Here is a 23,093-nt window from a genome sequence, read left to right as displayed (position 1 = left end):
AAACAACTCCTTTCAGCTTTCGAACATACGAAATTTCGAAATTGTTCCATCCATCAAACGCCTGCATAGGAATGCAAGCCGGCAATAATCAAGTTGACGCCGATCAGCGTAAACATCACGATCAGGAAGCCGATTACGGTAAGCCAGGACGATTTTTTGCCCATCCAGCCTTTCGATAACCGCAAATGCAAGTAGGCGCTATAGAACAGCCACGTAATCAACGCCCATACTTCCTTCGGATCCCAGCCCCAGAAACGTCCCCAAGCGACATGCGCCCAAATCATGGCAAAGATGAGCGCGCCGAGCGTAAAGATCGGAAAGCCGATCGCCGTCGCCCGATAGCTGATTTCGTCCAGATCCTCCGGATCGACGCCGTCCAGCAGCGGGTGGATCGTTTCGACCAATGACTTGCGCAGCACGAGGCGCAGCAAGCCGTATATGATGACGCCGGAAATAATCGACCAAATGACCGTATTGAGCTTGCGGCCCGCATTCGCTCCGTTCATCCAATACGGCGCTTCAAACAGCGGCTTGCTCATGCCGAGGAACGGTTGGACCGATTCCGCTTCGCTGTTATAAGGCGCTACGATCGGCGGCATCGTATATTTGACTTTCGCTTCATTCGTAATTTCATTGCCTTGCTGATCGATCGATACCGTTTCTTGGACGAAGTTCGCTTCATACCCCGCAATGCGGAATGCGAATACCGTACCGATGAACGTAACGACCGTTAAGATGACGAACAACGTAAATTCGATGGAACGGCGCGCCCGGATCGCGGACTTCGTAGCCGTCGTCAAATCGACGGTTCGCAGCAAGTACATTAAACCTGCGGCAAAAGCAACCGCAAAAAACGCTTCGCCCGTAGCCGCTGTCGTCACGTGAATTTTAAGCCAATATGATTGTAATGCCGGAACTAGCGGTTGTACTTCCTGCGGGAAAATCGAAGCGTACGCCATCACGATGACGCTCACCGGCAAAGAGAAGATGCCGAGCAGCGGCGTCCGGTAAATCAAAAATACGATCGTAAAGGCGACCATAATCATCATCGCAAGGAAGCTCATAAATTCGTACATGTTGCTTGTCGGGATATGGCCTCCGCCGTACCAGCGCGTGAAGAAATACGTCAGGTTGGACACGAGGCCGATGCTCGACACCGTAAAAGCGATGCGCGTCCATTTCTTGGTGTGTGCTTTCGGATCGCGATTTTTCCAGCGCCTTCCGGTTATCGCGATGACATAACCTAAAAACGCCAAGCAATATAAGGCGAGCGCAATAACAAAAGCCGCGCTGCTAATGCTCAAAAAATTCACGCTTGTTTCCCTCCGTTATCGAGTGTCTTCGGATCTACGACGATGCCCGTTTTGCCGAGCGCATAGGCGACGTCGCCGCGCATGCCGTACCAGTTCTTGTTCGTATGCGCGCCAAGCGATAACGTCTTGCCGTCAATACGCAACCAGATCCGGCGATGATGCCAGTAGAAGCCCATAATCAGTCCGATCATCGATATCGCCGCTCCGACCCATATGTAAGGCATCGCGCGATCGACTCGAATGTTCAAGTATGTCGTAAACTGGGCAATCTCTACATTCTGCATCGAGCCTACGGAAATTTCCAGCTTCTTGCCGATTTCGCCGTTAATGTCGTCCTGGCGGAAGCGCTCCTTGTCCACCTGGCGCGGGAAGTACATGTAAGGCTGTCCGTCTTCCGGCAAGCCCGGTCCTTTAATGAGGAAAATAAACGCCGGCGCGTTCGGTTCCCGCGACTTGGTGCTCGGCTGGCCTTTGTCGTTCAACGTGAAATCCATATACTTCTCTTTGATCTCGAGATGGTACGGGCCGACGTCGAACGAAGGCTTCGGATCCTTCATCTTCAGATCGAACGTGCCGTACGATTCGCCGGTCTCCTTGTTCTTTAGCGAGGCTTTCACCGCACGAAGGCGAGGTGTTTGGGCAAAATCGAACTGATACGCGATCAAGCCCTTATACTCGAGCGGATCATTAACGGTAATATCGTGCCGGGCCACCTCCGTGAGCGTAGGTTCCTGCAGCGGATCGTCGCAATTAGCCGTACACTCGTACAATACCGCTTTTGTTTCGTACAGCTTCGGCACGATCCGGCCGGTTCCTTGGAATTCCTTCGGCAGCTCATTATCCTTATAGAACTCGACCGTGAACTTTTCGTTTTTCAAATAATAGTTCGTATCCGGGATCGGCGTTATATCGCCTTCCAGAAATCCGACGTATTGGTCCATGTGCCAGCCGGGAATCGTTCTCGCCAGAACGGCGAGCAAAAAGATAATCAACCCGATATGGTTGATATAAGGGCCCCATCGGCTAAACCGGTTTTTCTCGGCGAGCAGCGCCGTGCCGTCGACATGGACGCGATAATGTTTGCGTTTCAGATGTTCTTTGAAATGCTCGATCCATGCTTCCGGATCGCCATCGATTTCGCCGACGTATTTCGTTTTTTGCCTAAGAATGAATTTTTCATGCTTGCGGATCTGCTGCTTGCTGAGCGCCCGGTAAAGAGGAAGCACCCGATCCAAACTGCAAATGACAAGCGAAGTACCGATCATGACCAGCAGCGTGATGAACCACCACGAATCAAACGTACGCGACAAGCCCAATGCATGATAGATTTTGCCGAGCGTCCCGTAATTTTCCGCGTAAAACTGCTCCGCATCGACATTCATGAACGTGTTTTCCTGCGGATAAATCGTTCCGACCGCTGAGCCGATCAAAGTGATGATAATAAGAATGACGGCGATTTTGACCGAGGAGAAAAAATTCCATACCCGGTCCAGCACATTCGGATTTTGCTTCTGCGACCTCCGGGCTACGCCGTCGTAGCGCATTTCCAAAGGAGCGGTATCATCAGCCTCCTGCTCCAGCGGTTTGCCGCACGACTCGCACAATACGGTCCCTACGCTGTTCTGATGCCCGCACTCGCACTTGGTGTTTTGAAACAAAGCGTACAACCTCCCGACCGCTTACTCCAGCATCTTTGCGATTCTTTGTTCTACATCCGGCTCTTTCATTCCGCCGACAAAAATATCCGCGATTTTCCCTTCTTCATTAATAAAGAAGGTCGTCGGATAAGCCTGCAAGCCGTACTTTTTTTCCGTCGCCTTATTTTTGTCGAGAATAATCGGGAATTTGACGTCGAAGTTGCTGACAAAACTGCGAACCGTAATCGGATCTTCGCTCAGGTTCACGCCCAGCACATCCACCTTGCCCTTCCATTTCTCGAATTGGCTTTCGATCGCCGGCATTTCCGTCACGCATTCCGGGCAGAAGCTGCCCCAGAAATTGACGATGACCGGCTTGCCCCGGTATTCGCTAAGCTTATGCACCTTCCCGTCCAGGCCGAGCAAAGAAAACTCGGGAGCCTTATCGCCTTTTCTCGGCACGCCATCGGATGCGAACAGCGTATTGCCGATCGCATAACCTCCGAGAAGCACGACCGCGATAAAAATAATGACTTGTACCGTTCTCCGGTATGATTTCATGAGAATCACCTACCCATCATTATAGCGAAAAAAACGAGACCGCTTACTTTTCATTTTGAATTTTGTGTGTCTTTGTTGCTTCCTGCCGCAATTCTTTCACTTCCGCAGGAGAGAGCAAGCGGTATTTGCCGCGCGGCACGCCGTGCAGTGACAACGGGCCGAATTGAATTCTGCGAAGCTTCTCCACCGGATGGTTGATCGCCTCGAACATGCGCCTTACCTGGCGGTTGCGCCCTTCGTAAATCGTAATGGAAATCGTCGCTTGCTTCTGATCCGGAGCAATGTCGTGGTACTCTACCTCAGCCGGCGCCGTTATCCCGTCCTCCAGCATGATTCCCTTCTTCAGCTTGTCCAGCTGATCTCCATGCGGAACACCGCGAACCGTCGCGTGATACGTTTTAGCGACATGGTGCTTAGGATGCGTCAGCAAATGGGCCAGCTCGCCGTCATTCGTCAGCAAAAGCAGGCCTTCCGTATCGTAGTCAAGCCGTCCGACGGGATATACCCGCTCCTTGATCCCTTTCAGGAAGTCGCCGACCACTTTGCGGCCCTCCGGATCTTTGGCGCTTGTGATCACGCCTTTCGGTTTATTCAACAATACGTACACCTTTTTCTCGGACCGCAAGGGGCGTCCGTTCACCGTAATCGTATCCGCTGCCGGATCGGCCTTCGCCCCGAGTTCCTTCACGACGACCCCGTTCACTTCGACTTTACCTTCCAATATAAGCTGCTCGCTTTTTCTCCGGGAAGCGATCCCTGCTTGTGCAATTAATTTTTGCAAACGTTCCACGTTTCCTTCACCTCAACCCTAATGATAACGATCCTTTGTCGAAATCACAAGTTCGGGCCAAGGAAAAAAATGTCCGGGGCAATCGGAATTGTGCGCATAAATGTTGCCTGCGTCGAATGAGAAGCGTTCAGCCAAGTAATATTGCAGCTTCTTCAAGGCAAAGAGCTGCTCTTTGCTTTCGATCGGCTGGACGCTGTTGGGGATTGAAAAATCGCCTTCGAGGCATATATGGATATACTTCGCATCGGTCTCAAGGGAAGCGGGAATCACTTCGCCGGATTTCACGATCCAATAATCGAAGCCTTTCCCGTTAATGGAGGGACAAACGGAATGATGGATGACAATGCCGTCATACTGCACGCAGTTCACCTCGCCTACATCGGTCGGAAACTGCTACAGTATATGCGGAGACCCGCTATCGGTTCAGCCGAATGCAAAATAGCAGACGGTTATCGCCGCGATGAAGCCGACCAGGTCGGAGATCAGTCCCACCTTAAGCGCATATTTGGCTTTGCGGATTCCAACAGCGCCGAAATAAACGGTCAGCACATACAGCGTCGTGTCCGTACTGCCCTGCACGGTTGCGGCGATGCGCCCGATGAGCGAATCGGGTCCGAACTGCTTGATCAGCTCCGTCGTGTAAGCAAGCGAACCCGCGCCGGTAATCGGCCGCAGCAGCGCCAGCGGAAGCACCTCGGTCGGCACGCCGAGATAGTCGAAGAGCGGCCTGACGAAGGCGATCAGGAAGTCCATCGCGCCGGAAGCGCGAAACATGCTGATCGCCACCATCATGCCGACAAGATGCGGAATGATCTTGATCGCGGTATCGAAGCCGTCTTTGGCGCCATCGACGAACGATTCGTAAACCGGCACTTTCTTGGCGGCGGCGTATAGGGGAATAAAGACGATAATGATCGGTACGATCCATGCGGAAAATGCAGTTACGATCGCGAACAATGGAATCACCCTTTCGCGGGAGGTAGGTTGGCATGCCTTCGTCTGTACCACCGGTCGACGATGATGGCCGCCGCGGTGGAGATGAACGTTGCGATTAGCGTCGGTCCGACAATATCGGCCGGATGTTCGGAATTAAAGCTCATCCGGATGGCGATAAGTGTCGTCGGAATCAGCGTAATGCTTGCCGTATTGAGGGCTAGCAGCGTACACATCGCCGGACTGGCCGTATCGGGGTTCGGGTTGAGCTTCTGCAGCTCCTGCATCGCCTTAATCCCCATCGGCGTTGCCGCGTTTCCGAGCCCGAGTATATTGGCGCTCATATTGGACATGATGTAGCCGAATGCCGGATGATCCTTCGGGATACTCGGGAACAAAAAGCGGATGATCGGCCGCAACAGCTTCGCTAGCTTGTTCAAAAGCCCCGAATCCTCGGCAATTCGCATCATGCCGAGCCAAAAAACGATAATGCTGATCAGCCCGAAACAGACGGTCACGCCGGTTTTGGCGCCGTCGAAGGCGGCTTCGGTCACCGCCTCCATCCTGCCTTGAATCGCGCCGATAATAAAGGCCGATACGATAAAAAACAACCAAATGAGATTCACCATCTCGACTCGCCTCCAATTCAGGTTGCAAATGTAAACATCGCCCGGAACACCTTGCCTATCGTTGCGAATAAATTTTTGTGCCGCTGCATGTCAGCCGGTAAGGAAGAATGCGCCGGAACGGGCTGCTTTACGAAAGGCGCAGCCGGACCGACTAATGCGAGCCTTGGGCTATCTTTTTCGAAGACGGGAACTGCGCCGATTTCCGTATCGTTTAACGTGACCACAAGCTTGCCTCGGCTGCCTAATTGATAATTCGCGGAAGATGCGTCCTCCAGTACGAGCTTTTTGTTCAACTGCTCCCATTCGCCTTCCGCAAACGGATACGCTAAAGTCTGCCCGACGGTCAAGTTCGTGCCGTCGATATCCTGTCCCTTCATGACGATGTTTTTCAGATCATATTTGGCAAACCCGTAATCGAGCATTTTGCGGTGATCCGACCAGTCGTCGGAGTCGTTTAAGGTTACAGCGGCAAGCTGTTGCCCGTCTCGGGTCGCCGAGCTGACCAAACAGCGCAGAGCTTGTTTCGTATAGCCCGTTTTGACGCCGTCGGCACCATCGTACATCGTCAGCATTTTATTTTTGTTGCGCCACGTCGTGTCCCAGCTTTCGTTAGGGGTCGGAACGGTTTTGACCTTCGTTTTGACGATATCGCGAAATACCGGATTTTTCAGCGCATAAGCCGTTAGCTTGGCCATATCGTTCGCCGTGGAGTAATGGCCTTCGGCGTCGAGCCCATGCGGATTCGCAAAATGGCTGTTATCCATGCCGATCATCTCGGCTTTTTCGTTCATCAAGAAGACGAAGCCCTCCTCCGAACCGCCGACATGTTCGGCAATAGCTGTCGCGGCGTCATTCCCGGATCGCAGCATCAGTCCGTACAGCATATTTTGCAGGCTCATTTCATCGCCCGCTTTCAAATAGATCGACGAACCTTCTTTGCCTGCCGCCCGCTTGCTTACTTTCACCTTGTCGGACAAATTTCCGTGCTCGATCGCTACGATCGCCGTCATGATTTTCGTCAAACTCGCGATATTCATCCGCTTGTCCCCATTCGCGCTATATAAAAGGCGTCCTGAGGCAACATCGATTAACGCCGCGGCTTTCGCGTGCGTGCTGACGGATTCAGGTGCGGCATAAATCTTGCCGGCTGTCAGCGGCACCGTGAGTGTGCATAAGAGCAGAAAGAGCAGCATGCGCTGGAATGGAGATATGGCCGGTTTCATAGGTTCCTCCCTGTAGGTCTTGTACACTTTTTAGTCCATGTATATGTCGGCTTGTACCGGCTTATGTCCAAATGCAAGGCAAAGTTTCACTCTATACTTGGCCTATAGGTAAACGATGCACCGACGAGGACGGCGCTAACTAACCATCCTAGGGGACGCAAAAAACCGTCGGACAAGTCCTGACGGTTCCATGCAATAATTTGATGGGGACAGTTCTGGCTATACAAGCATGTTCGTATCGGATGCGCTTGGGCTTGTCATGGCAGCCGTGCTTTTATTGCCTTTGACCATCGATTGAACTTTGTCGATCATCTGCGGTACGGATTCAATGACGCGTTCAAGCAAGTGCGTTTGGCTATCGAGCGGCACCACGCGAACATCGTTGTTGTTGCCGACAACGAGAAATGCGATCGGCGTGATCGAGATCCCGCCGCCGCTGCCGCCGCCAAAAGGCATGGCGACCGAAGCGTTATGCCCGTCATGCTTGTGAAGCCCGTTCGCCTCATGGTCCATCTTCAAATCGCTCCCGCCTGCCGCGAAGCCGAAGCCGACTCGCGAAATCGGCAGAATCACGCTGCCGTCGGGGGTTTGTACAGGATCGCCGACGATCGTATTGACATCGACCATCTGCTTAATATTTTCCATAGCGGTTTGCATAAGGCCTTGTATCGGATGTTCTGACACAGTGATTCCTCCTTAAAATATTGTGCAAGGCATTGTTTCGGTACACACTTCTTAAGATGTCCCGAAAACTACACTTTAAACAATACCTTCTGCCATGTTCGGAATCCGCCCTTCGCCCGAAGGATGCGTACGAGAAACATAAAGCCCGCCACAAAAACATAACCCATCCGAATCTTGGCTTCGCCGACAATTTCCGTAGTCAATTGCGGCTGATTGTAACTCGGGTGGACGGCAAGGCTCGGAACGGTCTTGAGCCGGATGAAACGGGTAATATAACCGAGAAGCGATGTCTTCAAGCTCCAAACAAGCCCTGTCGCTATCGCGGTTTCCGCCGCATCGCCGAAGCCGATGTACGTCGTCCAATTCAACTTCGTGAACTTGATCCGATGAAGCGTTTTGGACATCCATTCGTTAAAGTCGACAAAATGCGCAATCAAATTTTGAACATTGTGATAGTACTCTTGGATTTTGTCGATCGTGATCATCTCGCTTGCCTGGTTCAGGACTACCCCTTGATTGCGGTTAACCTTCTCTGCATGCAACATGAAGCCTTTCATAAATCCTTTGAACTTGATCATCGGAACGGTGTATCTTCGTCTCAAAAGCCCATACAAGGCATGTATGTCAATCGTAACCTGATCGTTCTGACCGACGTGCGATGTCACGAGCCGCAAGGTCATGTCGGACATGCAGACCGCTGTGATGGCGACGGCGATAATCAACAAGACGGCAATTCCTATCCAAGCCCATACCGACACACCCGATAACCTCCAGCGCTGTAGAATTCCGGTTTAGTATAGCCTTGCGAGAGAAAATCATGCGCGCCGTCCCGTTTCCCACAAGCAAAAAAGCCGATTCCCCATTGGGAAACCGGCCTTATTCGGAAACCTCTTCCATCGTCATCTGTCTGCCTTCCAGCTTCTCGAACAGCATCTTCGTTTCTTCCTCCAAGCCGTCACTTGATTCGAAGGCTGAAGAATCCGGCAGCTCCTTTAGGCTGCTGAGCCCGAAATAATCGAGAAACGATTTGGTCGTCCCGTACAGGATCGGCCGGCCGATGGCTTCCGCGCGGCCCGTTTCAACGATCAAATCTTTGCTGACGAGCGTTTGAATCGCGCGGTCGGACTTGACGCCGCGAATCTCGTCGATTTCCACCCGCGTGATCGGTTGCCGGTAAGCCACGATCGATAACGTCTCGAGAGCGGCTTGCGATAAAGTCGCCCGCGATGGCGAATAAGCCAATCGCTCGAAATAGGGAGCATGATCCGGCAATGTCGTCAATTGAAAAGCACCCGCGATTTCGACAATTTGAATGCCTCGCCCTTCCCGTGAAAAGTCGGCTTTCAAATCATACATCACATCGGCTACGACCGACGGATCGACTTCGACAATCTCGGCAATTTGTTTCACTTCAAGCCCCTCGTCGCCGGCGACGAACAGCAGTCCTTCAATAATCGATTTCAACTTCCGAAATTCCATTCGTAGCAGCACCTTCCTTAGCCTTAATAACGATGTCGTCGAATAGTTTGTTCTGGAAGCACTGAATCCGTTTCATCTTCATCAACTCCAAAATAGCCAAAAACGTAACGACAATTTCATCCCGCACCATGCCCTGGTGGAACAGCTTTGAGAACAGCAGCTTGCCGCCGCGTTCAGCTAAAATATCAATGATCTCCGTCATCCGATCCTTCACCGAAATTTCATCGCGGCGGATTTTGGCGACGGTATTGCGGCTAGCCGCTTTGCGCAGCGCCTTCTGAAAAGCCGATACCAAATCGGCGACATGCAGTCCGAGCACCGGATTCTCCGGAACGGTCGGCATATAGGGGGTCAGATCCTCCGGCTCTCTTGAGAAGATAAGGCTGCGCTCCACCTCTTTTTCCCGCAAGTGATCGGCGATTCCTTTATATTTGCGATATTCGATCAGCTTCTGAATCAGTTCTTCGCGCGGATCGTAATCATCTTCGATATAATAGTCATCCTCCAATTCGATAACCGGAGGCTTCGGCAACAGCTGCTTGCTCTTGATCGACAGCAGCGTGGCGGCCATGACCAGAAATTCGCTCGTCACTTCCAGCTCCAGCTCCTGCATCGATTGTAAATACGCCATATATTGATCGGTAATCTCGCTAATCGAAATTTGATGAATGTCGATTTCCGCTTTGTCGATCAAATGCAGCAGCAAATCGAGCGGACCTTCGAATGATTCGAGCTTGTACAGCACGGTCATTAATGATGAACCTCCTAAAGGTCGTTCTTGCCAAATAGTATGGATTTTGATAGAATGCCACATTCGTAAGTATACACCGACCTGCCACCTGCGCGCCACTTGTCATCTCGAACTTTTTTGCGTTGTCCGAAGTAACAAAAAGAGCATAGGAGCGAAACCGTTGAGGGTTCACTCCTATGCTCACTATATTGTAATGCTTATGCTTGCAATGCTTTGGTCAAATTCGCCATCTCGATGGCGCTAACCGCCGCTTCCCAGCCTTTGTTGCCGGCTTTGGTACCCGCACGCTCGACCGCCTGCTCGATGGAGTCCGTCGTCAGGACGCCGAAAATTGTCGGCACGCCGGTTTTCAGGGCAATGGCGGCGACGCCTTTGGCCGCTTCGTTGCACACATAATCAAAATGCGGCGTGGATCCGCGAATGACGGCACCTAACGTGATGACGGCATCGTATTTGCCGCTTTCGGCCATTTTTTGCGCGATAAGCGGAATTTCGAAAGCTCCCGGCACCCATGCGACTTCCACGTCCGCGTCATTTGCTCCGTGGCGCTTCAGTGCATCGAGCGCTCCTGCAAGCAATTTCCCGGTAATGAACTCGTTGAAACGTCCAACGACGATTCCGTATTTCAGCTGATTCGAAACTAAATTTCCTTCATAAGTATGTGGCATAACTCATCAACCTTTCTCTGCTATGATCGTATTAGTTATCGTCAAAATTGAGCAAATGGCCAAGCTTCGCTTTCTTCGTATGCAAATAGCGGGTGTTGTCTTCGTTCTCCATCATTTGCAGCGGCACGCGTTCGACGACCTCCAGGCCGTAGCCTTCCAAGCCTTTGATTTTTCTCGGGTTGTTGGTCAGCAGCCGCATTTGGCGGATGCCGAGGTCCTTCAAGATTTGTGCGCCGATGCCGTAATCCCGAAGATCGGGACCAAAGCCCAGCTTCAGATTGGCGTCAACGGTATCCAGCCCCTGCTCTTGAAGCGCATATGCTTTGAGCTTGTTGATCAGCCCGATGCCGCGGCCTTCCTGGCGCATATAGAGTAACACGCCTGAACCGTTCTCGTCGATTTGCTTCAGCGCTGCGGCAAGCTGAGGACCGCAATCGCAGCGATGCGAATGGAATACGTCGCCCGTCAAGCATTCGGAGTGGACGCGTACGAGCGTTGGCTTCGACGTGTCGATTTTGCCTTTGACGAGCGCGACATGCTCCTTGCGATCGACATCGTTCGTATAGGCAATCGCGCGGAACGTCCCGAAATCGGTTGGCATCTTCACTTCCACTTCGCGTTTGACCAGCTTTTCCTTCTCGTTGCGATAGTGAATCAAGTCCTTGATCGAGATCAGCTTCAGCTGATGCTTCCTCGCGATGACCGCAAGATCCGGCAGACGGGCCATCGTGCCGTCTTCTTTAATGACTTCGCATATGACGGCGGCCGGATACGCTCCGCTCATGCGCGCCAGATCAACGGCCGCTTCCGTGTGGCCCGCTCTGCGAAGCACGCCGCCTTTTTTGGCGATCAGCGGAAAAATATGTCCCGGCCTGCGGAATTCTTGCGGGCGCGTCTTCGGATCGATCATCGCTTTGATCGTTTGGGAACGCTCATGCGCGGAAATGCCCGTTGTCGTTCCGTTATGGTCGATGGAAACGGTGAACGCCGTCCCGTGATAATCGGTATTGTGCGCCACCATCGGCGGCAAGTCCAATTCATGGGCTCGTTCCTCGGTGACGGGCACGCACACGAGACCGCGGCCTTCGGTTATCATGAAATTGATGACCTCCGGCGTCGCTTTTTCGGCCAGCGCGATAAAATCGCCTTCGTTTTCCCGATCCTCGTCATCGACGACAATAATCACTTTGCCCATGATCAAGTCATAAATCGCTTCTTCTATCGAATCGAGCTTAATGTCTTCCATTGCGATTCCCTCCTATCCTGATTACATAAAGCCGTTCTCTACCAGAAAGCTCGCCGTTAATCCCGTCTTGCGCCCGGCGGAAGCCTCCCCTGAATCGCCGCCTGCAGGCGATATGCCGAATTGAAGCAACCGTTCGATGTATTTGCCTAGCACATCGCATTCGATGTTGACCGCTTCGCCGGGCTGCTTATGCCGCAATATCGTCTGCTCGAGCGTATGCGGGATGATCGACACCGTAAAATCATCGTCAGCGGCATGAACGACTGTCAGGCTGATGCCATCCAGCGTAATCGATCCATGCGAGATCACATATTTCATGAGTTCGGGACGTTCGGGCCGGATGCGGAACACGATCGCATTGTCTTCCGGTTTTCTGGATACGATCGTGCCAACGCCGTCGACATGGCCTTGAACGATATGACCGCCGAACCGTCCGCCGGCTTGCATCGCCCGTTCCAGATTGATCGGGCTCCCTACCGCAAGGTGACTTAACGTCGTCTTGCGGAAAGTTTCCGGCATAACATCCACCGTCATCGAAGAGCCGTCGAATGCAATCACCGTCAGACAAACACCGTTCACCGAGATACTGTCGCCCAGCTTAACGCCTTCCAGTACCTTGGAGGCACCGATCGTAAGCACCATCGCCTGGCCTTGCCGGGTCATTCGGCGCATCGTGCCGATTTCTTCAACCAATCCGGTAAACACGAGATCACCCCCCTTTCCTTTGCGAACTAATCAACATAGCGGGGATAACCCGCAATACAAATATCATCGCCAAAATGCTGAACGGACAGACGCTCGAGCGTAATGGCTTCGCTCATTCGCGCGAATCCGCCGAAGTTGAAATTATCCGGCGCAAGACTTCCGCCGCCCACGATTTTCGGAGCGAAGAATAATTCCACCTTGTCGATCAGCTTCGCTTCCAGCATTGCTCCGTTCAGCGTTCCGCCCCCTTCGAGAAGTACGGAACCGATCTCGCGCTCGCCAAGCTTTTGCATCGCTTGGGCCAAGTCCACGCGTCCGCCGCCGCCGCATTCGACAACCTCGACCCCTTGCTGCTCAAGCATCCGCTTCTTCTGCGGATCTGCGCCTTCGGTTGTCAACACAATGGTTGGCGCTTCCTTGTCGGAGACTACTTTGGCTTTCAACGGCAGCCGCAAGGTCGAATCCACTATGACGCGAATCGGGCTTAACGCAGGAACTTCAAGCCGGGTCGTCAACTGAGGGTCGTCGGCTATGACGGTGTCCACCCCGACCATGATGGCCTGGTGTCGATGCCTTAACGTGTGCACATAAGCGCGGGAAGCCGGATTCGTAATCCATTTGCTGTCGCCGGATTTGGAGGCGATTTTCCCGTCGAGCGTGCTTGCCGTCTTCAACGTCACGAAGGGCAGCCGGGTCGTAATGAACTTGTTGAAATGCTCGTTGAGGCGAATCGCCTCCTGTTCCAGCAAGCCCACCTCGACCTCGATGCCGTGCTCGCGCAGTCGTCGTATTCCCGTGCCCGCCACCTGCGGGTTAGGGTCCTCACAAGCGACAACGACACGCTTCACTTTCTCGGCGATCAGCCGGTCGCTGCACGGCGGCGTTCGGCCGTGATGGCTGCACGGCTCCAGCGTCACATACGCGGTGCTGCCTTCGGCCTCGGCGCCGGCCATCTGCAGCGCATGCACTTCCGCATGCGCCGTGCCGCGCTTCAAATGGGTACCGAGCCCCACGATGCGCCCGTCTCGGACGATCACGCAGCCGACGACCGGATTGATGCCGGTTTGACCCGAAGCCTGCTCCGCCATTTGCAGAGCAAGCCGCATATAGGACGCGTCATCCAACAACATCGTCAATTTCTGCACCGCCTTTCGAAAACAAAAATAACCCCTCGGAACAACATCCGCAGGGGTTAAGCCATGGGTAAACAGCATGAAAACGCCAAAGAGACGATGCAAAAAAGGGACGTCAACGACAACCGGCTTGCGCCATCAGAGGAGGCGAGTCCGTTACCGAATAAACATAATTCCTTACAGGGCAATGCCTATAAGTTTATGTTTCATGACGAGCTGCAAGCTACCGTACCGTGCATATGCCAAAGAGAAGGTCGACATATCATTCGACCGCAGCATGCCCGGCGGAAACCCGCAACATTTTTTGCATATCTATTATGTGAAAAAAAGTACATGAATGGTCGATTAAGCGATGACCACAAACTTCTTTCCGCGTTTCCTTCTCCCATCCAGACTATACTGTCGGTCTCGGAGTTGCACCGAGTCCACCGTTACGTATCAGCAATCGCCGTTTCGTACCGGGTCACGGACTGAATGCCGCAACCATTCGCATGGTATGCAGCATATCACCGCCGGTGGGGAATTTCGCCCCGCCCTGAAGGATTCCATCGTTGAAAGCATAGTAACATTCCGCCATGAAAAAAGCAAGGATATTTTCATCCTCGCTTTTGCAGCTTGTTCTTAGCTTGTTCTTAGCTTGTTCTTAGCTTGTTATTTGCCTGTTACTTGGTTGTTATTGGCTTATGTACCGCAGCTTACACTTCGTAAACTTCAACGGATTCCATTTTGTCGCGGCCTTTGAACGCATCGACATGCTCCATGCCCTTCACGACTTTGCCGAATACGGTATGCGCTCCGTCCAGATGCGGTTGCGGCTGGTAGCAAATGTAGAACTGGCTTCCGCCCGTGTTGCGGCCTGCATGCGCCATTGCAAGCGTTCCGCGCTCGTGCTTGTTCGGGTTGATTTCGCAGTTGATCGTATAGCCTGGGCCGCCGGTACCTGTGCCGGTCGGGCATCCGCCTTGGGCGACAAAACCCGGAATCACGCGATGGAACACAAGACCGTTGTAGAATCCTTCGTTCGCCAATTTTTCAAAGTTTGCTACCGTGTTCGGTGCGTCTTTGTCGAACAAGTCAAGAATAACTTCCCCGCCGTTTTCTAATTTGATTTTTGCTTGTTTTGCCATCGTTAGAGCACACTCCTTATTTTCGATTACGACCTTTAGTTTACTACGAAGGGACAAATTTCACAAACGTCCCGCCCCGATACCGGCTGCAAGAGCCATCAGATCATCCGCTAACGGCAGCATGCGAAATTCCAGCAAAGTTTCATTGTCGTCGTACACGCATTGATATTCGTGCATTTCCCCTGCCAGCATGGACGGCAAAAACTGCTTGATGTTCGCCACGATGCCCGCATTATCGGGATGCAGCGCCCAATCCCGGTCGACCCAGGCGAGCAGCCCTTCCTCTCGATCAACAGGCCCGCGTGCCATCTCGGCAAGCTGAACATCGGACAGATTCGCGACAAAGGCATACATGCCGCCATAATCTTCCGTCAGCGACCTCCAGGTCACGATGCCGGCAAAACGCGCTTCGTTCAGCACGATTCCCGTTTCTTCGCGCACTTCCCGCAAGACGCCGTCCACCGGCGTTTCTCCCGGCTCCAGCTTGCCCCCTACGCCGTTCCACAACCCCATGTTGGGCGAATATTTGCGGTTCAAGAGCAGCAGCTTGTCCCCGTGAACAATAAAACAAATCGTATATTTTAACTTGCTTCGATCTTGAATCACGTGCTTTACCCCACCCCTCTGTCATCATAGCACAAAAAGGACTAGGCGAGACGCGAGTCTCTGCCATAGCCCCTATGCAAGGCCGCTGCTGCGATTATTTCGCAACGGCTTCTTTTTTCATCCGTTCAGGCACAACGTCGTTTCCGATAATGTTGCCGAGCGACTCGCGCTTTACGACAACGTCCGCTTGCCCGTCTTTGACAAAGACGACGGCCGGTTTGCGAATCCGGTTATAGTTGCTCGACATTGCATAGTTATATGCGCCTGTGCAGGCAACGGCAAGCAGGTCGCCCGTGTTTACTTTCGGCAATTCGAGATCCCAGATCAGCATATCGCCGCTTTCGCAGCATTTGCCCGCTACGGATACGACTTCCTCGTTCACATCGTTCGCGCGGTTCGCCAGAATCGCCTCATAACGGGAATCATACAGCGCCGGGCGCGGATTGTCCGTCATGCCGCCGTCGACCGCAATATATTTGCGTACGCCCGGAATCTCTTTGCTCGTTCCGACCGTGTACAGCGTTGTACCGGCATCGCCGACGATGCTGCGGCCCGGCTCAACCCAAATTTCCGGTACCGGATAGCTATGATTGCCGAAGTAGGTTTTGATCGCGTCCGTGATCGCTTTTACGTATTGAGAAACCGGCAGCGGCGTATCGCCTTCCACGTAACGGATGCCGAAGCCGCCGCCCAAGTTGACGACTTTGAAGGTGAGCGCGAGCTCATCGCGAACTTTTGCCGCGAAACCGGCCACTCTTTCGACCGCCATCTGGAAGCCTTCCACTTCGAAGATCTGCGAGCCGATATGCGAGTGAACGCCAAGTACCTCCAGATTCTCGAGCGCAAGCGCATGCTGAATCGCCAGGAACGCGGAGCCGTTACCCAGGTCGAAGCCGAACTTGGAATCCGTTTGCCCTGTCGAAATATATTCGTGCGTGTGCGCTTCAACGCCCGGCGTAATGCGCAGCAGTACTTTGACCTTCTGGCCCTTCTTCGCAGCCAGTTCGTTCAACATGTGCAGTTCGATAAAGTTGTCGACGACGAAGCAGCCGATTTGCGCATCCAGCGCCATTTTGATTTCTTCTTCGGTCTTGTTGTTGCCGTGGAAATGAATCCGGCCAGCCGGGAAACCGGCTTGCAGCGCCGTATACAGCTCGCCGTCGGAAACGACGTCCAGCGACATGCCTTCCTCTTCCGCGATGCGGCACATCGCCATGACGCAAAACGCCTTACTCGCGTACGCAACCTGGAACTGCAGCCCGGATGCGCGGAACGAATCGACATATTCGCGGCATCTTTGGCGAACGAGCGCCTCGTCGACAATATAAAGCGGCGTGCCGAATTTTGCGGCCAAATCGGACGTGTCCACGCCGCCGATCGTCAGATGCCCATGGGCATTAATTGAGCTTGTACCATGTAAATACATATTGTTCTCCTCCACAATTCCGTAGTCATCGTTTTTCAAATCTTCTGTCTTAACTATAAAGGGAAATAGAAGTGCCGTAAATGGATTTTTTGACAGTTCATTTGCATTATTGGTTCAACGATCCTTTTCCGGACCGAAATATTCACCGGCGCACCGCATCCTTAGCGTATGTGGCAAATGGCGGGATTGACACCTTTTTCAGGGGAAATTTATGCAAAGCTGAAAAACGCCTTTGTCAGCATACCACGACAAGCAACCTCTTCACAACAAAAAACAGCAGAAAACCGCTCGGTTCCTGCTGTACGCATCAATTAGGTTTCGATCAATCCGGCTGCCTCGAATTGTCGACGGTTTTGGTCAAGCTTGGGCGCTCCTTCATCATCAGCACCGGTCGGCGAATAAGCAGGGTCACCAGCGCTTTGGCGTTAAACGGAATAAACGGCCATAAATACGGAGAATTGAAGGACCGTTGAATCGACAGCAGCAAGATAAGCAGCGTCGTGCCGACGATCAGGCCGGGCACCTTGAACAACGCGACTGCAACAAGCAGAACGAGCCTGACGATCCGGTTTGCGAGACCGAGCTCGTAACTCGGCGTTGCGAACATGCCGATGGCGGCGGCGGCCATATATAAGATGACCTCGTTAACGAACAGACCAGCCTTCACCGCGATATCTCCAAGCAAAATAGCAGCCATCAAACCGATTGCCGCCGCCAGCGGAGTCGGCGTATGAACGGACGCCATCCGCATCAGGTCAACGCCGACCTCTGCGACCAAAAATTGGATCAAAATCGGCAGGTCTCCGGTTTTGGTAGGCCCGATAAAGCTGAGTGCCGCCGGCTTCAGGCCAGGCTCCAAAACAAGAAGGAACCAGAGCGGCAGCAAGAATAAGGAAGCGAAGATGCCGAGGAAGCGGACCCAGCGCAGGTAGGTGCCCATAAACGGCGTTTGCCTGTTTTCTTCGGCGTGCTGCACGAGATGGAAAAACGTCGTCGGCAAAATCATGACGGACGGCGACGTGTCGACGAATAACACGATATGGCCCTCAAGCAAATGCGCGGCGACAACATCGGGCCTTTCGGAATAACGGACAAGCGGGTACGGATTCCACCCCTTGCCGATGATTGCTTCCTCCAGCTGCTTATCCGCAAGCGGAATGCCGTCGATCTTCACCTTTTTAATTTTGTCACGGATGGATTCCACCAGATCCATATCGGTAATATCGCCGATAAACGTCAAACATACATCGGTTTTGGTTCTTGTGCCGACCGTCATGACCTCCAGCTTCAGCCTCGGGTCGCGGATGCGCCGCCTAACCAGCGTGACGTTCGTTAAGAGCGTTTCGACAAAACCGTCGCGGGCGCCGCGCACGACCCGCTCGAGCGACGGCTCCTCCGGATTTCGCGCCGGGAACGTCTTGGCATCGACCACAAGCGCCTTTGTCTCCCCTTCGATGAAAAAGGCGCTCGCCCCGGCAAGTACTTTATCAACGGCCACATGCATCTTCGACACGATCTCGACTTGGATATGAGGCACGTAATGATCGAAGAAGCTCTTGAGCGCGTCGGCCGAAATATCATCTTTCGTCAAATACGTCAGCCGCTTCAGCAATTCCACGATCACGACGTCCTTCGCAAAACCGTTGATGTAGAAAATCCCTGTTGGCGTCCCGCCGAATATCATTTCCCGGAATAGGACGTCAAAGCTTTCGTTCAGGCCGACTTGCTCTTCCAAAGTCCGTTTGACGTTCTCCAATTCGGGGTATATTTTATCATTATTTTTCCAAAACAGTTCTTCGTCGCTTAACGTTTCATGCGGACTTGCAATCTTGGCCGCTGCCGCGGCATCATACGCTTCAACCGCAGACGTTGCCCTGCCTTTATCATCCGTTTTTTTATCCGCGTGATCCTGCTCTTGCCCCGGATCGCTGATGCCTGACGCCATCATCGCATCGGTATCGGCATGCTGATTTTCCATTTCGGGTGGATCTATTGTTTTGGAAGGCAAACGCGATCTCTCCTGTCTATAATCATGTTCGTTTTCAACGCATTTGGAAGACGAGCCAATCAAACAAAGAACCGCAAACCTTGCCCAGCACCATGGCCATGAGCAACCAGACCAGCATTCCGTTCAGCTTCAGCCGTTTGGCCAATATCGGAAACACGTTAAGCACTTCGGTTAGCGCAGCCGCCAGCATGCCGACAAAGATGCCGTCAAACAAGCCTACGAATGAAGTCACTGCCGGCCATAACGGGACGCTCCATGTGAAAAAATCGGCAAATGTCCAAAACACCGAACCGATGACGACCGCGCTTTCGAACCGCAATACCTGATCGAAGGACCGAGTAATCTGCGCAAGCCTCGGAATGATGTCCAACACGACGAGAAAGGCGACCATTCCGCTTCCGACGGCGATTCCTCCCGCCAACCCGAAAAAAGCGAGAAAGGCGTTGGCAGCGAGCTCTTTCATTGCTCGTCACCGCTTTTGACGCTTGCTGCCGCCGACCCTTCGGTCCCGGTGTCCCCGCTGATGATCCCGCCCCTGTTGTCGTGAAGCTTGCGGTATTCCTCCGTGATGACATAATGATTCAGGTGCTCCTGGTACATGAACATTTCGACCTCCAACGGCGTCGGCTCCTCGCTGAACTTCTTCTTGAAGATATGGTTGAAGAAAATAACCATGCCGAGGCCAATCCCGAACGAATAGGGAATCTGCAGCCATAACGGATGCTCGACCTTTTTGCCCGTGACAAGTTCCGCGATGCGCTGGTGCACCTCCATCATGCTAACGTCGACGTGGAAGTTCATGATGGCCAGCCCGGCGCCGAAAAATAACAGGAGCCAGACGATGCCGACATACAACGCATTCGTCTTCCGTTCCTTCTTGTATACTTCGACGAGAACATGCGGTTCGCCGAACAGCTCGATCGTCATGTGCGGATAAAAGTCCTTCACTCGCTGGACGATCAGCATCATGTCGACGAGGATGAGATCCCCGTCCGTCTCCCGCGGCCGATACAGTTCAATCTCTTTGAGCCGCTGCTCGATCTCAGGCTCTGCGAGGAGCTGGGCGATTTGGCCGAGCAGAATCGGCTTTCCTTTGGGCAGCCGGATCCGTTTGCGCAGGCGAATATATAAGATGGGCGTCTGGTCCGTCTTCATCCAATCACCTCATCGATCATTTTTGTTAGTATGTGACGAGGAAAATCGATTAGTCCTTGCAACAAATGGAATAACTCGGCTGCCCTGCTTCCAAGCAAACAAAAAGCCCAGATCACTGGGCGATCTGCGCTTTAATGGATTGCAATATTTTTTTCTCGAGACGGGAAACCTGTACCTGGGATATGCCGAGCCTGCTGGCAACTTCGGACTGGGTCTGATCGCGGAAGTACCGCAAATATACGATCAGTCTCTCCCTTTCGGACAACGTTTCGATCGCCTCGGTCAAAGCGAGCTTATCGAACCACCGTTCCTGCGAGTCGTCGGATATTTGATCCATTAATGTGATCGGGTCTCCATCGTTCTCGAATACGGTTTCGTGGATCGACGTCGGCGGTTTGTTCGCCTCTTGGGCGAATACGACATCCTCCGGCGTAATGCCCAGCTCCTCGGCCACTTCCTTCACCGTCGGCAGCCGTCCAAGACGCTTGGACAGCTCATCCTTCGTCTTCCGCACTTTATTCGCCATCTCTTTAAGCGAACGGCTCACCTTCAGCGTGCCGTCATCTCTCAGAAAACGTTGAATTTCGCCGATGATCATCGGCACTGCATACGTCGAAAATTTCACGTCATACGAAAGATCGAACTTGTCGACCGACTTCAGCAAGCCGATACAACCGATCTGAAACAAATCATCGGGCTCGTATCCCCGGTTCATGAACCGCTGGACGACGGACCAGACAAGCCGAATGTTGCAGCCAACGAGCGTATCGCGCGCGACAGAATCGCCCGATTGGCTTAACGCAATCAATCTTTTAACTTCCGCATCGTCAAGATAGCTGTGAGAAGCTTGCTTCAAATCGACTTCCATAGGCCCAACCCCTAATTGTATAAAGCTTTCATAGATTCGATGCGCTTGCGCATCGTAACGCGCGTTCCGATTCCTTGCCGGGATACGACTTCGATCGCATCCATGAAGTTTTCCATGATCGTAAAGCCCATGCCCGAACGTTCCAGCTCCGGCTTGGAGGTGAATAACGGCTGGCGGGCGAGCTCGATATCCTCGATCCCGTTCCCTTCGTCTTCAACCGTAATGGTGACGGTATCATCCTCGATCGATGCCTTGATCGTGATTACGCCGTCCGGACGATTATCGTAACCGTGGATGATCGCATTCGTCACCGCTTCGGAAACGACGGTTTTCATGTCCGTCAGCTCGTCCAGCGTCGGATCAAGCTGAGATACGAACGCCGCGACGGATACGCGGGCAAACGATTCGTTCGCCGACAGGCTGGCAAATTGCAATGTCATAAAATTCGTTCCGCTCATGATACGACCTCCAAACTGGAAAGTGCCGATCTTTCATTGTCGTGTATCGCTAAGATTTTGAACAATCCCGATAGCTCGAACAATCGATAGACGGACGAATTCACATCGCATACGACCATTTTGCCGCCCTTGCCCGTAATCTGCTTGTACCGGCCCAGTATGACCCCAAGCCCCGAACTGTCCATAAACGTCAAATGCTTCAAGCTTAGGACGATATGGTTGCTCTGTCCCCGATTGATCGCTTCCTCCATCTTCGTGCGGACGGCTTCGGCCGTATGGTGATCCAGCTCGCCGATCAGACGGACGATCAATATTTTGCGATGATGCTCTAGCTCAACCTGCAAACTCATTTATGCTCACTCTCCTCCCGATCATGAACATTCATTTCTACGCCCGGAAAACCAATTCCTGCCTGCCGACAAAACTAGAAGAAAGCCGCTACATTCGGCGAAAATTCGATAAATGCAGCGGCGTCTTGGAGTTGTTTAATCGACAAAAAACAATCGTGCGGCCGTTCGTTTGAGCATCGTCCACCATCCGGCCTTCGGAACGTCGACCGTCGCTTCGATCGTAAATTCCTTGAGCACCCGATCGTCCTTGTAAACGACCAGCTTGCCGATCGGCTGGCCGATCTTGACGGGAGCCTTCAACTCTCCGTTCAATTGCATTTCGTGACGGAGCCCTTTGCCCGCGTCGCCTTTCTTGAGCAGCACACTGTATTGCCTCGCAGCCGCAATCGGCATGACCGGCGTGACGCCTTTGCTGACCTTCACCTTCCCGATCTCGTCGCCCTTCTTGAAGATCGGATAGTTCGTATATTGCGCGAACGCAAAATCAAACATTTTGGACACTTCCGCATTGCGGGTTTTCGTATTCGGTTCACCGAGAACGACGGCTACAACCCGCAATTGATCGCGTTTGGCGGTCGCCGACAAGCAAAACCTCGCTTCGGCCGTAAAGCCCGTCTTTAACCCGTCCGCTCCGGAATAAAACCGGACAAGCTTATTCGTGTTGACAAGCCAGAACGGCTTTTGCGTATCCTTGCGCAAATAGTCCTGGTACAAGCTGGTGAACTTCGTAATTTCCTCATGTCGGAGCAGTTCGCGGGACATGATCGCGATGTCGTGGGCCGACGTATAATGATCTTTGACCGGAAGACCGTTGCAATTCATAAAATGCGTATCGTTCATGCCAAGCTGCTTCGCTTTTTCATTCATCATTTGCACGAAAGCTTCCTCGGACCCGGCCAGCTTCTCCGCGAGCGCTACGGAAGCGTCGTTGCCCGAAGCCAGGGCAATGCCTTTTAGCATATCCTCCACGGTCATTTCTTCCCCGGGCTCCAGAAAAATTTGCGAGCCCCCCATGGATGCCGCGTATTCGCTTGTTTGCACTTTGTCTTTCATTTTGATTTTGCCCTCGTCGATCGCTTCCATGACGAGCAGCATGGTCATCACTTTCGTAATGCTTGCCGGAGGCAGTTTATCGTGGCTGTTTTTTTCAAATATAACCGTGCCCGTGTCGGCATCCGTCAAAATGGCGGATTTGGCGTTCGGCGCCAAGTCAATCGTCTGGGTCGGCGCTTCCTTCGCGAGCGCCGCGGAAGGCAGCAGCATCAACGCGCTTACACAAGCAGCTATGAGAGGGGCGGCAATTCGTTTCAAGAAATTCTCCTCCTACAAATGGCATAATCATC

At 52.8% G+C, this 23,093-nt stretch carries 26 protein-coding genes and 1 riboswitch; all 26 genes read right to left on the bottom strand.

Features of this window, described 5'->3' with window-relative positions; all coding sequences use genetic code 11:
* Positions 1-53 precede the first annotated feature (53 nt).
* The 26 genes from ccsA to AC0LWM_RS12635 all read right to left on the bottom strand — a co-directional run bounded on the left by ccsA (position 54) and on the right by AC0LWM_RS12635 (position 23,061).
* Entirely contained in the window at positions 54-1,313 is a 1,260-nt protein-coding gene (ccsA, locus tag AC0LWM_RS12760) for a cytochrome c biogenesis protein CcsA (protein WP_474675322.1), read from the bottom strand.
* Positions 1,310-2,971, bottom strand: a complete 1,662-nt coding sequence (gene resB, locus AC0LWM_RS12755; protein ID WP_474675321.1) for a cytochrome c biogenesis protein ResB — start codon at positions 2,969-2,971, stop codon at positions 1,310-1,312. Before resB ends, ccsA begins: the two co-directional genes overlap by 4 nt.
* Positions 2,972-2,992: 21 nt before the next feature.
* A complete protein-coding gene (locus AC0LWM_RS12750) occupies positions 2,993-3,511 on the bottom strand; it encodes a redoxin family protein (protein WP_474675320.1) in 519 nt (172 codons plus the stop codon).
* 43 nt (positions 3,512-3,554) lie between these two features.
* On the bottom strand, positions 3,555-4,301 hold the full coding sequence (locus AC0LWM_RS12745) for a pseudouridine synthase (RefSeq protein WP_474675319.1): 747 nt from the start codon (positions 4,299-4,301) through the stop codon (positions 3,555-3,557).
* Positions 4,302-4,319: 18 nt separating this feature from the next.
* On the bottom strand, positions 4,320-4,661 hold the full coding sequence (locus AC0LWM_RS12740) for a hypothetical protein (protein ID WP_474675318.1): 342 nt from the start codon (positions 4,659-4,661) through the stop codon (positions 4,320-4,322).
* A gap of 63 nt (positions 4,662-4,724) precedes the next feature.
* Positions 4,725-5,258, bottom strand: coding sequence for a spore maturation protein (locus tag AC0LWM_RS12735; protein WP_474675317.1), 534 nt, complete (start codon positions 5,256-5,258; stop codon positions 4,725-4,727).
* A 5-nt stretch (positions 5,259-5,263) separates the two neighbouring features.
* Positions 5,264-5,863, bottom strand: a complete 600-nt coding sequence (locus AC0LWM_RS12730) for a nucleoside recognition domain-containing protein (protein WP_474675316.1) — start codon at positions 5,861-5,863, stop codon at positions 5,264-5,266.
* Positions 5,864-5,880: 17 nt separating this feature from the next.
* On the bottom strand, positions 5,881-7,086 hold the full coding sequence (locus tag AC0LWM_RS12725) for a D-alanyl-D-alanine carboxypeptidase family protein (RefSeq protein WP_474675315.1): 1,206 nt from the start codon (positions 7,084-7,086) through the stop codon (positions 5,881-5,883).
* Between the two features lie 219 nt (positions 7,087-7,305).
* Positions 7,306-7,770, bottom strand: a complete 465-nt coding sequence (ytfJ, locus tag AC0LWM_RS12720; RefSeq protein WP_474675314.1) for a GerW family sporulation protein — start codon at positions 7,768-7,770, stop codon at positions 7,306-7,308.
* Positions 7,771-7,838: 68 nt separating this feature from the next.
* On the bottom strand, positions 7,839-8,528 hold the full coding sequence (locus tag AC0LWM_RS12715; protein ID WP_474675313.1) for a DUF2953 domain-containing protein: 690 nt from the start codon (positions 8,526-8,528) through the stop codon (positions 7,839-7,841).
* A 118-nt stretch (positions 8,529-8,646) separates the two neighbouring features.
* The gene (scpB, locus tag AC0LWM_RS12710; RefSeq protein WP_474675312.1) at positions 8,647-9,249 is read right to left on the bottom strand and encodes an SMC-Scp complex subunit ScpB; all 603 of its coding nucleotides are present in this window, start codon (positions 9,247-9,249) and stop codon (positions 8,647-8,649) included.
* On the bottom strand, positions 9,218-10,000 hold the full coding sequence (locus tag AC0LWM_RS12705; RefSeq protein WP_474675311.1) for a segregation and condensation protein A: 783 nt from the start codon (positions 9,998-10,000) through the stop codon (positions 9,218-9,220). The genes scpB and AC0LWM_RS12705 overlap by 32 nt, the downstream gene beginning before the upstream one ends.
* A gap of 197 nt (positions 10,001-10,197) precedes the next feature.
* Positions 10,198-10,668 (bottom strand): 6,7-dimethyl-8-ribityllumazine synthase, encoded by a 471-nt coding sequence (gene ribH / locus AC0LWM_RS12700; RefSeq protein WP_474675310.1) that lies wholly within the window; start codon positions 10,666-10,668, stop codon positions 10,198-10,200.
* Positions 10,669-10,699: 31 nt separating this feature from the next.
* A complete protein-coding gene (locus AC0LWM_RS12695; RefSeq protein WP_474675309.1) occupies positions 10,700-11,914 on the bottom strand; it encodes a bifunctional 3,4-dihydroxy-2-butanone-4-phosphate synthase/GTP cyclohydrolase II in 1,215 nt (404 codons plus the stop codon).
* Positions 11,915-11,935: 21 nt separating this feature from the next.
* Entirely contained in the window at positions 11,936-12,619 is a 684-nt protein-coding gene (locus AC0LWM_RS12690) for a riboflavin synthase (protein ID WP_474675308.1), read from the bottom strand.
* 26 nt (positions 12,620-12,645) lie between these two features.
* Positions 12,646-13,749, bottom strand: a complete 1,104-nt coding sequence (gene ribD / locus AC0LWM_RS12685; RefSeq protein WP_474675411.1) for a bifunctional diaminohydroxyphosphoribosylaminopyrimidine deaminase/5-amino-6-(5-phosphoribosylamino)uracil reductase RibD — start codon at positions 13,747-13,749, stop codon at positions 12,646-12,648.
* 376 nt (positions 13,750-14,125) lie between these two features.
* Positions 14,126-14,299: riboswitch (FMN riboswitch) on the bottom strand.
* Positions 14,300-14,447: 148 nt separating this feature from the next.
* Entirely contained in the window at positions 14,448-14,879 is a 432-nt protein-coding gene (locus tag AC0LWM_RS12680; RefSeq protein ID WP_474675307.1) for a peptidylprolyl isomerase, read from the bottom strand.
* Positions 14,880-14,939: 60 nt separating this feature from the next.
* On the bottom strand, positions 14,940-15,485 hold the full coding sequence (locus tag AC0LWM_RS12675; protein WP_474675306.1) for an NUDIX hydrolase: 546 nt from the start codon (positions 15,483-15,485) through the stop codon (positions 14,940-14,942).
* A gap of 94 nt (positions 15,486-15,579) precedes the next feature.
* Complete coding sequence (lysA, locus tag AC0LWM_RS12670; RefSeq protein WP_474675305.1) at positions 15,580-16,911, bottom strand: diaminopimelate decarboxylase; 1,332 nt, start codon at positions 16,909-16,911, stop codon at positions 15,580-15,582.
* 322 nt (positions 16,912-17,233) lie between these two features.
* On the bottom strand, positions 17,234-18,889 hold the full coding sequence (locus AC0LWM_RS12665; protein WP_474675410.1) for a spore germination protein: 1,656 nt from the start codon (positions 18,887-18,889) through the stop codon (positions 17,234-17,236).
* A 64-nt stretch (positions 18,890-18,953) separates the two neighbouring features.
* Positions 18,954-19,382 carry a stage V sporulation protein AB gene (locus AC0LWM_RS12660; protein WP_474675304.1) on the bottom strand — a complete coding sequence of 143 codons (429 nt, stop codon included), beginning with the start codon at positions 19,380-19,382 and terminating at the stop codon, positions 18,954-18,956.
* Positions 19,379-20,074 (bottom strand): stage V sporulation protein AA, encoded by a 696-nt coding sequence (locus tag AC0LWM_RS12655; RefSeq protein WP_474675303.1) that lies wholly within the window; start codon positions 20,072-20,074, stop codon positions 19,379-19,381. The genes AC0LWM_RS12660 and AC0LWM_RS12655 overlap by 4 nt, the downstream gene beginning before the upstream one ends.
* A gap of 112 nt (positions 20,075-20,186) precedes the next feature.
* Entirely contained in the window at positions 20,187-20,942 is a 756-nt protein-coding gene (sigF, locus tag AC0LWM_RS12650; protein WP_474675302.1) for an RNA polymerase sporulation sigma factor SigF, read from the bottom strand.
* An 11-nt stretch (positions 20,943-20,953) separates the two neighbouring features.
* Complete coding sequence (gene spoIIAB / locus AC0LWM_RS12645) at positions 20,954-21,400, bottom strand: anti-sigma F factor (RefSeq protein ID WP_474675301.1); 447 nt, start codon at positions 21,398-21,400, stop codon at positions 20,954-20,956.
* A complete protein-coding gene (gene spoIIAA / locus AC0LWM_RS12640; protein WP_474675300.1) occupies positions 21,397-21,750 on the bottom strand; it encodes an anti-sigma F factor antagonist in 354 nt (117 codons plus the stop codon). Before spoIIAA ends, spoIIAB begins: the two co-directional genes overlap by 4 nt.
* A 135-nt stretch (positions 21,751-21,885) precedes the next feature.
* Positions 21,886-23,061, bottom strand: a complete 1,176-nt coding sequence (locus AC0LWM_RS12635; RefSeq protein ID WP_474675299.1) for a D-alanyl-D-alanine carboxypeptidase family protein — start codon at positions 23,059-23,061, stop codon at positions 21,886-21,888.
* Between the last annotated feature and the right edge of the window lie 32 nt (positions 23,062-23,093).

The sequence above is a fragment of the Paenibacillus sp. sgz302148 genome, assembly GCF_056120465.1.
This window is presented reverse-complemented; position numbering and strand designations above follow the sequence as displayed.